Origin of the sequence: Zhongshania sp. (assembly GCF_041584495.1) — a bacterium.
Lineage (GTDB): Bacteria > Pseudomonadota > Gammaproteobacteria > Pseudomonadales > Spongiibacteraceae > Spongiibacter.
The window spans coordinates 1-12,747 of sequence record NZ_JBFHDY010000105.1 but is presented as its reverse complement, the minus strand read 5'-3'; the positions used below and the strand labels follow the sequence as shown (position 1 = coordinate 12,747).

Genomic DNA, 12,747 nt, shown 5'->3' with positions numbered 1-12,747 from the left:
GGTACTGACATTGATGTCTAAACGTTTAGCCGCGCCATAAGGGCCGTCTACTCGGCCCTTGGTCTCGGTGAGAATATGCTTGATATGCGCGGCGATGACCGCCTCTAAAGACTCATTTTCCGGGGCATTAATCTTGGCGACGGGGCTAGCTTGGTGAAGAGCAGCACGTGGTTTAGGCGATGGCGCGCCCAGCGCCATCTCTAAATCAAGGTATTCTCCGTGGCCCAGTATTACTGCGCGCTCAAGTACCGAGCCTAACTCCCTGATATTACCGGGCCAGCGATAGCGCTTTAAATTGCGCACATCTGCGGCCGACAGCGGTGGTACAGGCACTCCCATGCGCATCGCGGCGCGCTGAATAAAATGCTTGGCGAGGTCTTCAATATCGTCAAGTCGTTCATTCAGGGTTGGTAAGAATATCGGAAACACGGCGAGGCGATACCACAAATCTTCGCGAAAACTGCCCTCTTGTACCATCTTAGGAAGGTCGCGATGAGTGGCTGCAATCACCCTAACATCGACTAGCACGTCATGCTCACTGCCAACTTTTTGAATAATCCCGTCTTGTAACACCCGCAGTAATCGCACCTGCGCGGCGGGGGGGAGCTCACCGACCTCGTCAAGGAACAAAGTGCCGCCCCCTGCCCGCTCAAACCAACCACGTCGGCTGGCTAGCGCGCCGGTGAAGCTGCCTTTTTCGTGACCGAATAATTCGGAGTCAATCAGTTCTGGGGGCAGCGCGCCGCAGTTAACGCGCAGAAACGGCCCGTTGTGGCGCGCTGAGCGCTCGTGAATCGCGCGGGCGATGACCTCTTTGCCCGCGCCGGTTTCGCCTAGAATAAGGACCCCAGCAGGGCTTGGCGCAACTTGATTAACACGGCGCATCACCTGTTTTAACCCGCCATCGGCGCCGACAATATTCTCTGAAATAGAACGCAGCCCCAAACGGCTCAAAAGGTTTTGACGATCCGCCTCAGCCTTGGCCCGCAAGCGCTGAATATGAGTAAGTTGTTGGTCATTTTCGATGCAGGCCAGCAGTGGTTCGGCAAGGGCGATGAGCTGCTCGCATTGACTACTCGTGCATGCCGATTCGCAAATCAAGACCGCAACACCCAGCATGTCTGCGTCACGCCGCAGCGGTATTAACAGGGATATTCCATCGTCGGAATCTGAGCCCAGCAGAACCTTGAGCGCAGTCCGATGCGTGGCATCGCTTTGCTCACTTAACTGTGCAGTAGCGCGCGCCCAGCGCTGAATTGTCTCTAATGCAGAGGCCTCAGTAATCGGCCGCTGATTGAATATCTCGGGCACATGCTCATTGCGCCAGCCACCGCTTAAGCGCCACTCATCGGCGCCATTAAACGCAAATAAGTACAGTTCGTCGATGCTCGCTATTTCCCGTAACACCTCAATAAGCGACGGCATTAAGTCGCTAAGCACGGCATGCTTTCCGGCTTCAGTCCACAGGGCAAGAAGGTGCTTGTCAGCTTTAACGGTCATTTTTTACGTCTTATTTAGCGTAAATTCCGCTAAATATAGCGCACAAATACTTCATATATGACTAATTATTTCAAGGCTAATAAAGCGACATAAAAATATCCTTATAAAACAATAGCTTAATTTCACCACTGAATCTGGCATAAAGTTTGACAACAAGATGACAAACGCCACTTTCTGCCTTATAGGACTCTAAATGAAAATCTCACGCCGAACTCGCTTTTTTGCGCCCTTTGCGGGGTCATTCGTACTCGCCAGCTTGCTATCCAGCACAACAGTTGATGCCAAAGATTACAGCTTGCTAAATGTTTCCTACGATCCAACCCGGGAACTGTATCAAGAGTTTAACGCTGAGTTCAGTCGCTACTGGAAGGAAAAAACCGGCGACCAAATTGCCATCAAGCAGTCGCACGGTGGATCCGGCAAGCAAGCCCGCTCGGTTATTGATGGCCTGTCTGCCGATATGGTCACTTTGGCGCTGGCCTACGACATCGACGTCATCAGCAAGCAAACTGGCAAATTACCGAAAAACTGGCAGTCGCAACTTGCCAGTAATAGTGCCCCCTACACCTCAACCATTGTACTGCTGGTGCGGAAAAACAACCCGAAGAAAATCCACGATTGGGCGGACCTGATCAAACCTGGCGTTAGCGTGGTAACACCAAACCCTAAGACATCCGGCGGTGCGCGCTGGAATTACTTGGCCGCCTACGCGTTTGCTAAACACGCCTACGGCAGTGATGCCGCTGCGGAAGAATTTATCAGCACCTTGTTCAAACGGGTCAGCGTATTAGACACCGGAGCGCGAGCAGCAACCACAACTTTCGCTCAACGTGGCATAGGTGATGTGCTCATTACCTGGGAAAACGAAGCGTATTTAGCCCTCAATGAATTTGGCGCGGACAAATTCGAAATAGTATTGCCGTCGCTGTCAATTAAGGCAGAGCCTCCGGTTGCCGTGGTTGCTGCTAATGCCCAAAAGCACGGTGTGGCCAATATTGCGCAAGGCTATCTTGAATATCTATACAGCCCCCAAGGGCAAACCATTATCGCCAAACATTACTTCCGCCCAGCCAAACCTGAGCTGATAAGCAGCGCGGAGATCCCTCATTTACCCGAACTCAAGTTAGTCAATATCAACCAAGAATTTGGCGGCTGGGAGCAGGTGCAAGCCAAGCACTTTAAAGATGGCGGCGTGTTTGACCAACTCTATCGGCCACGTCGTTAATTACGGTGACCTCAACAAAAAAGGCTAAGGCTGAAATCAGTATGAAATTCAAAACTAAGTCGCCGCTACCGGGCTTTGCGCCAGCGCTATTTTACACCGTGCTGTATCTCGCCCTGATCGTCGTTATTCCGCTGTCGGGTCTATTCTTTAAAACTGCTGAATTAGGTCTGGCGCAATTTTGGGATTTTATCTCGGGTGAACGGGTAACTCACGCGTTGACGATCTCCTTCACTACCGCCTTAGCGGCGGCCATTATCAATGCAGTGTTTGGTTTAATCATCGCGTGGGTGTTTGTGCGTTACGAGTTTACTGGCAAGGGTCTATTCGATGCCATTATCGACCTGCCCTTCGCACTGCCAACGGCGGTTGCCGGTATTGCGCTAAGCACCCTTTACACGGGTAGCGGCTGGCTCGGTAACTTGTTTAACAAGGTCGGTATTGAAATTGCGTTTACCCCCATTGGTATTGTGATCGCATTAACCTTTATCGGCTTACCCTTTGTGGTGCGCAGTGTAGGGCCGGTGTTGCGGGAACTGGAAAAAGAACTTGAAGAAGCCGCCGCCTCGCTTGGCGCCAACCGCTGGCAAACCCTGTATCACGTGGTGTTTCCCACGTTGTTACCGGCTTTATTAAGCGGCTTTGCGCTGGCCTTTGCGCGTGGCGTTGGCGAATACGGCTCGGTGATTTTTATTGCTGGCAACGTGCCCTACGTGTCTGAAGTTGCGCCTCTACTGATCGTAATTAAATTAGAGGAATACGATTACGCTGGCGCCACCGCGGTGGCCGCCGCCATGTTGCTCATTTCCTTTGTGCTACTGATTCTTATCAACGCCCTACAAGCCTGGAGTCAGCGTTACAAATCTACCTCGGGCAATGTAAATGCTGCTCCAGATAAGGAGTTTGTCGCATGAGGCCGTCTACGCAGACAACAATTATAAAGGTGACAGGCCATTCGGCCATTAGCGAAGGCAAGCTCACGCGCTGGGCATTAACGACTATTGCGCTGAGTTTTCTAGTACTGTTTTTGCTGCTGCCCTTATTTACCGTGTTTGCCGAAGCATTACGCAATGGCTGGCAAACCTACGGCAAAGCCTTGAGCGATGCCGACGGCTTAGCGGCAATTAAGCTGACGGTCATCGCCTCGGCGATTGCGGTACCCTTAAATCTTATTTTTGGGGTCGCAGCAGCCTGGTCAATTGCCAAGTTTGAGTTTCGCGGCAAGGTCTTATTGACCACCCTGATTGATTTGCCATTTTCGGTATCGCCCGTGGTGACCGGCTTGATCTTTGTGCTGATGTTTGGCGCCAGCGGTTGGGCGGCGCCCTTACTAGATAACACCAATATTCAAATTTTATTCGCGCTGCCCGGCATTGTTTTAGTGAGTATCTTTGTCACCTTTCCGTTCATTGCGCGGGAATTGATCCCATTAATGCAGGAACAAGGCAGCGACGAGGAACAAGCGGCTTTAAGTCTTGGCGCCAATGGCTGGCAAACGTTTTGGCATGTCACCCTGCCCAATATTCGCTGGGGCCTGCTCTATGGCGTGCTGCTCTGTAATGCCCGTGCCATGGGTGAGTTCGGCGCGGTGTCAGTAGTGTCTGGGCATATTCGCGGCGAAACCAATACCCTGCCCTTGCACGTGGAAATTCTTTACAACGAATACAATTTTGCCGCCGCTTTTGCCATGGCCTCAATTTTAGCCTGCTTGGCACTCGTGACACTGGCCATAAAAGCCGTACTGGAAAAAGGCCACGGCTTAAAACATTAATCTCGATCTTATTGGAAACACAAACAATGGAAATTCAATTAAGCGGCATAAGCAAACAGTTTGGCCAATTTAAAGCCTTGAATAACGTCGATCTTACCATTCAGTCCGGGGAGCTTTTAGCCTTGCTTGGACCGTCTGGCTCCGGCAAAACCACCTTGCTGCGCATTATTGCCGGCCTAGAAATTGCCGACATTGGCAGCGTTTACTTTGATGGGGTCGACATGGCCAACACCCTATTACGTGAGCGACAAATTGGCTTTGTGTTTCAGCATTACGCTTTGTTCAAACACATGACCCTGTGCGAGAACGTGAGCTTTGGCCTGAGGGTTAAAACCCGCGCCTTTCGCCGTTCGAGCGCAGCGATTCGAGCTCGCGCCGATGAACTATTAAAACTGGTGCAATTGGGCGGTTTAGAAGATCGCTACCCCCACCAATTGTCTGGCGGCCAACGTCAGCGGGTGGCCCTTGCCCGCGCCTTGGCTATAGACCCCAAAGTACTTCTCCTCGACGAGCCCTTTGGCGCCCTAGACGCCAAAGTCCGCAAAGAACTGCGCCAGTGGCTGCGCGATTTGCACCAGCAAACCGGCGTCACTACGGTGTTCGTTACCCACGACCAAGAGGAAGCGCTGGAATTGGCTGACCGGGTGGTAATTATGCAAAAAGGCGAAATCGCCCAGCTCGGCAGCGTCGATCAAGTCTATAAACAACCCGCCTCGCCACTGGTGTTCGACTTTTTAGGTGACAGTAATATTATCGCCGCGCAATTGCGGGGCGATGCAGTGCATGTCGGCGACGCAGCAATCGGTCCCTATCCAAGCACGGCAAATACCGCCGCGCTGGATGAGGGCGCGGTCGATGTTTATGTTCGCCCCAGCGATTTGCGCATTGCCGACGCCGAGCAAGTAGGCATCAAGGTGGTGGTAAAAAGCATTCAACGCACCGGTCCGATTGTGCGCGCCGAGGTCAGTTTTTCAGCTTGCACTTTTGGCCAAAGTCATTCAACACTTCGCGTTGAGCTGCCCCATTTACATCACGACGTACCCCGCTTTCAGATCGACGCCACCTTGCGGCTACGCTTAATGCAGTTCAGCGTGTTTGCCCCACAAACAATCACACCAGTACGGGAGCAACTTAGTGCGCCAATCCTTATTGGTCAAAAACGGGAACGTCTCGCTGGATGATGTAAATAAAGCCATTGACCTTACCATTGTGGTAAGGTCAATGATCAAGCCTCGCTCAACGGAGGGCTTAATCATGGGTGCATCTACACGCAATACCCCTAGCAGGGTTCACAATAAAGCGACGTTGCAACTGACTATTCTTGGTATGAACTGCGGCGCTTGCGTAGGCAGGATCACTCGAGCGCTCAATGAACTTGACGGTATTCAAGCGGTCGAGATTAATTTGGCTGCGAAATCAGCAAATATCATCGTTAACGACGCCGACATGAATTCCGGCACCATCATTGCCGCCATTGCCGAGGCGGGCTATCAGGCTTCACCGATAGCACTCGCCAACAATGGGTAAAGGAGCTAACCATGACTGCATCCGCAACAAGCACGCACTCGACTCAGCAGGAACTTCGCTTTGGTATAGAGGGCATGAGCTGTGCCTCCTGTGTTAGTCATATTGAAAAAGCACTCAACGCCGTCGAAGGCGTTAGCAAGGTTAGCGTTAATTTGGCGACCGAAACGGCGCAAATTACCCTAGCCAAAGCGGTAGCCAGCGAACAGCTGAGCGCGGCAATTGAAAATGCGGGCTACCATGTAAGTACCAGCACGGTTCGCCTAAAGATTGGCGGCATGAGCTGCGCCTCCTGCGTTGGCCGAATCGAAAAGGCCTTGCAAGCAACACCCGGTGTGCTTGCCGTGAGCGTAAATTTAGCAACAGAAATCGCCAATATAGAAGTTGCTAAAGATGCCATTAGCAACGCCGAATTAATCGCCGCCGTCAGCAATGCGGGTTACCAGGCCACGCAAGACAATAACCACGCCAAAGTAAAATCAGATGCGACAAGCAGCACCTCTAGCAAAGAAGCCCGCGCTGTCGTTATTGGCGCCATTTTATCGGCGCCCTTATTTTTGCCGATGGTTTTTAGTGTGTTTGGTAGCCAGTGGATGGCGCCGGGCTGGCTGCAATTTTTACTCGCAACGCCGGTACAGTTTTGGCTGGGCGCGCGCTTTTACCGCGCTGGCTGGGCCGCAATTAAGGCCAAAACCGGCAATATGGATTTACTGGTCGCACTCGGCACTAGCGCCGCTTACGGCCTAAGCGTGTTTGAATTAATGCGTCCGTATTTTGTGGAGCAAGCGCACAGCGGCGGCCATGCTAGTGGCCACTATTACTTTGAAGCCTCCGCCGTTGTTATTACCTTGGTGCTACTGGGTAAATGGTTAGAAGGCCGCGCCAAACGCCAAACTACAGCGGCCATTCAGGCCCTGCAATCCCTACGCCCGGCTACTGCGCGAGTTCGTGGCGAGAACGGTGACAAAGAAGTGGCCGTTGACGATATCCGCAGCGGCGATTTGATCATCGTAAAACCCGGCGAGCAAATCCCCGTAGACGGCGTGATTAAAGAAGGTGCCAGCCACATCGACGAGTCTATGCTCACCGGCGAAAACCTGCCCGTTAGTAAAGACGTGGGCGATAAGGTCACCGGCGGCGCGATCAATGCCGACGGCGTCTTAGCGATTGAAACCACCGCAATCGGCAGCGAATCCACCCTGTCGCGCATTATTCGCATGGTTGAAAATGCCCAAGCCGCCAAAGCGCCAATCCAGCGCTTGGTAGATCAAGTCAGCGCCGTGTTTGTACCGGTGGTGTTGGTGATTGCCCTCGCCACCTTAATCGCCTGGTGGCTTTATAACGGCGATATTCAAGGCGCGATCATCAATGCCGTCGCGGTATTGGTTATCGCCTGCCCCTGTGCACTTGGTTTGGCCACGCCCACGGCGATTATGGCGGGTACTGGGTTGGCGGCAAAATACGGCATATTAATCAAAGACGCTGAAGCGCTGGAAATCGCCCACAAAACCACCACGGTGATATTCGATAAAACCGGCACCTTGACCGTGGGCAAACCAAGCCTAACCGCCACCAAGGCTGTAAATGGCGATGAGCGCGAATTAATTCGCCTAGCCGCCGCCGTGCAATCCGGCAGCGACCACCCGCTGGCAAAAGCGATTATGGCGAGAGCCGAGGAACACAGCATCAGCGTTGGCCACGCCAGTAATGCCAAAGCCTTGGCCGGTCGCGGGGTGAGCGCCCATGTTGATGGACAGCAACTAAATCTAGGCAATACCCGCTTAATGAAAGAGCTGAATATTGAGCGTGGCGATTTAGCGCAAGCCGCCGAAGACTTAGAAGCTCAAGGCAACACCCTGTCATGGTTGGCGGTTGAAGGTGATAGTTCAAAACTGCTTGGTTTACTGGCCTTTGGCGACGAGATCAAAGCCTCCGCGGCCCAGGCCATCGCGCAACTGCGCGAGAAGGGAATAGAAACGATTATGCTCACCGGCGACAATCAAGGCAGCGCCAGTGCTGTTGCCAAAAAATTAGGCCTGAGCGATTTTATTGCCAATGTCTTACCCGACGACAAGGCCAAAAAAGTCAGCGAGCTGCGCAAGGAAGGCCGCATTGTCGCCATGGTCGGCGACGGCATAAACGATGCCCCTGCCCTCGCCGCAGCCGATATTGGCATTGCCATGGCCACCGGTACGGATGTGGCCATGCACACCGCGGGTATTACCTTAATGCGTGGCGACCCCGCGCTTGTTGCCGATGCTATTGCGATTTCCCAGCGCAGTTACCGTAAGATTAAACAAAACCTCTTTTGGGCCTTTATCTATAATGCTATAGGCATCCCGCTGGCCGCGCTTGGCTTATTAAGTCCCGTTATAGCCGGTGCGGCCATGGCCTTTAGCAGCGTGAGCGTAGTGAGTAACGCCCTGCTGCTAAAACGCTGGAGACCAGACAGCGTTAGCTCAAACAGCGAGAAGGAAGGAGCCTGAGATGAATATTGGTGAAGCCGCCAAAGCCAGTGGCATATCGGCAAAAATGATCCGCCACTACGAGGGGATTGGTCTTATTGAGCAATCTCACCGCAGCCCTGCGGGCTACCGTATCTACTCAAAAAATGACCTACATACGCTGAGTTTTGTAAAAAGCGCGCGCTCATTGGGTTTTTCCTTGGATCAAATAAAGCAGTTATTGTCGCTGTGGCAAGACCGCGAACGGGCCAGCAGCGACGTAAAGGCCCTAGCCGAACTTCATATAAAAGAACTAGACGACAAAATTGCCGAGCTCAGCGCCATGCGCAATCTATTGCAGAGTTTAACCACTCAGTGCCATGGTGATGACCGTGCCGAGTGCCCTATACTTCAAGGTTTAGAGCAACCATGTGTTGGCGCTAGCACAAAAAAGACCTAGTATTAGTGTTAGATCGCAAACGTATCGAACTTATCTTTAGAAAATGGGGCTTATTACTACGCGTAAATTGCTGACAAATTATGAAGAAGATTTTTAACATCCACGCGCTTAGCTTCTTAATACTGATTTACTTCAGTAAGTCAGCACTGGCTGGCGTGCCGATGTTAACGATGAACCATTCGGCCAACACTCAACACCAGGCAATTGCGTCGTCAGACAGCCATTGCCTCAGTCAGAGCGCACATCATAGCTCTCCCCCCGACTCAGCAATGCATAGCAAAATGAGTCAACACACCGCATCTCACGATGTAGGCGACAGCCACTGCGATGCTACATGCCAGTGCTGCGTCGGCAGTTGCAGTACGCTTGGCCTACTCAATACGGATCATACGAATCACGCCATTAAATCACCTAAGCTAAAAACCGACTTCGATCTGCAGCTGCTTCCCCGGCGCGCCTCATCGCGCTTTAAACCCCCAATTATTGGCTAATCACAGGCAAGTTATGTCGGTAATGCAAGTGCCGCATATTCACTCGCATCGAACAAGCCGCTCCCCAGAGCAATTCATTACTGACCATGTTTATTCACGCTATGACGCTTACATGGTCAAGGTCTATGTTAACTTTTATGGAAATTAACCATGAAGCATAAAAATTTTTCATCAACAGGGCCGAGTGCATTCGCTGCCGCTCGCCTATCCCGACGCCAATTTGTGACCGGTGCAGCTGGCGCTAGCGCGCTAATTGGCTTGGGTGGCAGTCCTCTGAGTTGGGGCTTGTCAAATTCAGAAAAACCAACGGAAATACCGAGCCTACGCGGCAAACATTTTGATTTAGATATTGGCTATCAGCCAGTCAACTTTACAGGTAGATCGAGAATAGCTACAACTGTTAATGGCAGTGTGCCCGGCCCTATCTTACGTTGGCGGGAAGGCGACAATATCACTCTGCGGGTGCGCAACCACCTTGCCCACGACAGTTCCATTCACTGGCACGGCATGATACTGCCCGCTGAAATGGACGGCGTACCCGGTATGAGCTTTGCTGGTATTAAGCCCGGTGAGTATTTTGACTATGCCTTTAAAGTTCAGCAAAGCGGCACGTATTGGTATCACAGCCATTCAGGGTTTCAGGAGCAGACCGGCGTCTATGGCGCCATTGTGATCGAACCGAAAGAACCCGATCCAGTCGCTTACGACCGAGACTACGTAGTGCAGCTCTCTGACTGGTCAGATGAGGCGCCAGAAGCCATTTACGCCAAGCTAAAAAAGCGCGGTGATTACTATAATTTTAACGAACGTACCGCCGGTGATTTATGGCGAGATATTAAAGAAAAAGGTCTAAGCCAAACCTGGTCTGATCGCCGTATGTGGAATCAAATGCGCATGAGCGAGCGAGATATCGCCGACGTAACTGCATACACCTACACCTACCTAATGAACGGCGCAACGCCAGAACAAGGTTGGACGGGACTCTTTAAGCGCGGCGAAAAAATTCGTCTGCGATTCATCAACAGCGCCGCCATGACGATATTCGATGTGCGTATTCCCGGCCTTAAAATGACCGTGGTCGCCGCCGACGGCCAAAACGTCGAGCCCTTTACCATTGATGAATTTCGGATCGGTGTGGCAGAGACCTACGACGTTATTGTTGAGCCCAGTGACGACAGTGCATATTGCGTATTTGCGCAAAGCATAGACCGCAGCGGCTTTACGCGTGGCACCCTCAGCGCCAACCCCGCCTTAAGTGCAGTCATTCCAACGATGGATCCCGCCCCCGTCTTAACCCACCGCGATATGGGCATGGCGATGACAGGTATGGGCCATGGCGACCAAAACATGGGGGGAATGGATCACAGCCAGCACAATATGGGCTCGATGAAAGCCATGGGTCACAGCGGCCATGACATGAGCAATATGAGGGGCATGGATCATAGTCAACACGATATGGCCGCCATGAGTATGGCGATGGCAGTGCCTTTGGGCAAAGCGGGCTTTGGCAGCAACAATGAAATCACCCATGTAAAAACCGAATTCGGCCCGCAGGTAGACGCCCGCGCCGAGACCCCGCAAAGCGGACTCGATGACCCCGGCATTGGTTTGCGCAACCACCAGCAGCTATATGGTCGTAAAGTGTTGCGCTATAGCCAACTCCGCAACTTGCATCCAACGAAAGACCGCCGCGAACCCAGTCGTGAAATTCAGCTACACCTTACCGGCAATATGCACCGCTATATGTGGTCGGTAAATGGGATCCCCTTTGCGGATGCCGAGCCGCTTGCGCTGAGCTTTGGCGAGCGCGTGCGCATCACCCTAGTCAACGACTCGATGATGACCCACCCAATCCATTTACACGGTGTGTGGAGCGAACTGGAAACCGGCGACCCTGAATACATTCCCCGGAAGCACACAATTATGGTTCAACCCGGTTCAAAAATCAGTTATCTCGTGACGGCAGATGCAATGGGCCGTTGGGCCTACCACTGCCACCTGCTCTACCACATGCCCGGTATGATGCGCGAAGTGCGCATCAGCCATAACGGAGGTGCAGCATGAAAATGACTAAGCGCGGATTCGCCGCGAGCGCACTGTGCGTGGCGTCAAACAATATCAGTTTTGCCCACGAGGCAGCCGACCCGCTTATCAGCATGGTGTCGATAAACCAACTGGAACAGCGCCTTAACCACGACACCCAAACCAGCGATCGCGATATTAGCCACTGGAATGCCGAAGTATGGCTCGGTAAAAACCTCGGCAAATTATGGCTAAAAACCGAAGGCGAATTGGTCGACAGCCAGCGTGAAGAATCTGAACTGCAAGTGCTTTACAGTCGCGCGATAGCCCCCTACTGGGATCTTCAAACCGGGTGGCGCGGCGACTTTAACCCAGAGCAAAACCAGCACTGGTTTGCCGTTGGCTTAAAAGGCTTAGCACCCTATTTCTTTGAAATAGACAGCGCGCTATTTTTTGGCGAAGGCGGCCAAACTGCATTGCGCATCGAAGCCGAGTACGAACTCATGTTTACCCAGAAACTGATCCTTAGTCCCGAGCTAGAAACCACCCTTTATAGCCGCAATGCGCCAAGGCATGAGCAAGGCAACGGCCTGGCAAAAATTAATGCTGGCCTGCGCCTGCGCTACGAAATTCGCCGCGAATTTGCACCTTATATTGGGATTAATTGGGAAAAGAAATACGGTAATACCGCTGACATAAGCAGACGTAACGGCGGCGATATCGAAACCCTACAATGGCTGGCTGGTGTTAAAATTTGGTTTTGAATAGTCAGTTTAGTCACCGGGATTAACGTGCAATAAAACAAGCCCTAACAAATTTGCTAGGGCTTTAAAAAATCACCCGTAACTTAATATTTTCTTGACGCGGAAAAGTCATTTTAAGTTGATGCGCCACTCATACGTTGTAATACGACAGAGTGCTAATGGCTAATAAGGGGGCGGCCAAGTGCAATGTACGGCTACGCATTCAAAGTGTTTTGGGGTTGAGCGTTAGTATTATTGCCACGGAACCAACAAGTGCCCAGCCTTTACATAAATAAGCGCACCGTCTTCCTTTGTAAACGGAGTATGCCGACTCAGGTGCGGGCTGCGTAACCAAGAACCTTTTGGATAAGCGCCGTGCTCGTCGTGAAAAGTGCCCTCTATAACAAATATTTCTTCGCCCCCCCAATGTTGATGAGTGCTAAATTGTGTATTGGGCGCCCACTTTACTAAGGCTACGTGTTCGCCTTCAAATTCATGCAATGACATGACTGTTAGTCCGTCAACAAGGCCCTGCCGCCACGATGCTGTGTGCGTATTAATCACCTTTTG

Annotated in this window: 12 protein-coding genes; 10 read left to right on the top strand and 2 right to left on the bottom strand. The window is 52.0% G+C overall.

Annotated elements, in window-relative coordinates:
• The coding region (locus tag ABYP33_RS14620; protein ID WP_373091887.1) for a sigma-54 interaction domain-containing protein at positions 1-1,500 on the bottom strand (1,500 nt) is incomplete at its 3' end.
• A 193-nt stretch (positions 1,501-1,693) separates the two neighbouring features.
• Between ABYP33_RS14620 and ABYP33_RS14615 the strand changes: the two genes are divergently transcribed.
• The 10 genes from ABYP33_RS14615 (at position 1,694) to ABYP33_RS14570 (ending at position 12,198) form a co-directional block, all read left to right on the top strand.
• Positions 1,694-2,725, top strand: coding sequence for a sulfate ABC transporter substrate-binding protein (locus ABYP33_RS14615; protein WP_373091886.1), 1,032 nt, complete (start codon positions 1,694-1,696; stop codon positions 2,723-2,725).
• A gap of 41 nt (positions 2,726-2,766) precedes the next feature.
• Positions 2,767-3,636 (top strand): sulfate ABC transporter permease subunit CysT, encoded by an 870-nt coding sequence (gene cysT, locus ABYP33_RS14610; RefSeq protein ID WP_373091885.1) that lies wholly within the window; start codon positions 2,767-2,769, stop codon positions 3,634-3,636.
• Positions 3,633-4,493, top strand: coding sequence for a sulfate ABC transporter permease subunit CysW (gene cysW, locus ABYP33_RS14605; protein WP_373091884.1), 861 nt, complete (start codon positions 3,633-3,635; stop codon positions 4,491-4,493). Before cysT ends, cysW begins: the two co-directional genes overlap by 4 nt.
• 26 nt (positions 4,494-4,519) lie before the next feature.
• Positions 4,520-5,674, top strand: coding sequence for a sulfate/molybdate ABC transporter ATP-binding protein (locus tag ABYP33_RS14600; protein ID WP_373091882.1), 1,155 nt, complete (start codon positions 4,520-4,522; stop codon positions 5,672-5,674).
• Complete coding sequence (locus ABYP33_RS14595) at positions 5,628-6,020, top strand: heavy-metal-associated domain-containing protein (RefSeq protein WP_373091880.1); 393 nt, start codon at positions 5,628-5,630, stop codon at positions 6,018-6,020. The genes ABYP33_RS14600 and ABYP33_RS14595 overlap by 47 nt, the downstream gene beginning before the upstream one ends.
• A gap of 11 nt (positions 6,021-6,031) precedes the next feature.
• Positions 6,032-8,503 carry a heavy metal translocating P-type ATPase gene (locus ABYP33_RS14590; RefSeq protein ID WP_373091878.1) on the top strand — a complete coding sequence of 824 codons (2,472 nt, stop codon included), beginning with the start codon at positions 6,032-6,034 and terminating at the stop codon, positions 8,501-8,503.
• A 1-nt stretch (position 8,504) separates the two neighbouring features.
• Positions 8,505-8,921, top strand: coding sequence for a Cu(I)-responsive transcriptional regulator (cueR, locus tag ABYP33_RS14585; RefSeq protein ID WP_373091877.1), 417 nt, complete (start codon positions 8,505-8,507; stop codon positions 8,919-8,921).
• A gap of 80 nt (positions 8,922-9,001) precedes the next feature.
• Positions 9,002-9,412, top strand: a complete 411-nt coding sequence (locus tag ABYP33_RS14580; RefSeq protein ID WP_373091876.1) for a hypothetical protein — start codon at positions 9,002-9,004, stop codon at positions 9,410-9,412.
• A gap of 150 nt (positions 9,413-9,562) precedes the next feature.
• Positions 9,563-11,476 carry a copper resistance system multicopper oxidase gene (locus ABYP33_RS14575; RefSeq protein WP_373091875.1) on the top strand — a complete coding sequence of 638 codons (1,914 nt, stop codon included), beginning with the start codon at positions 9,563-9,565 and terminating at the stop codon, positions 11,474-11,476.
• Positions 11,473-12,198 carry a copper resistance protein B gene (locus ABYP33_RS14570; protein ID WP_373091874.1) on the top strand — a complete coding sequence of 242 codons (726 nt, stop codon included), beginning with the start codon at positions 11,473-11,475 and terminating at the stop codon, positions 12,196-12,198. Before ABYP33_RS14575 ends, ABYP33_RS14570 begins: the two co-directional genes overlap by 4 nt.
• 231 nt (positions 12,199-12,429) lie before the next feature.
• On the opposite strand, the gene ABYP33_RS14565 is transcribed toward ABYP33_RS14570, so the two are convergent.
• Positions 12,430-12,747 (bottom strand): cupin domain-containing protein (locus ABYP33_RS14565; RefSeq protein WP_373091872.1); only part of this gene is annotated, 318 nt, incomplete at its 5' end.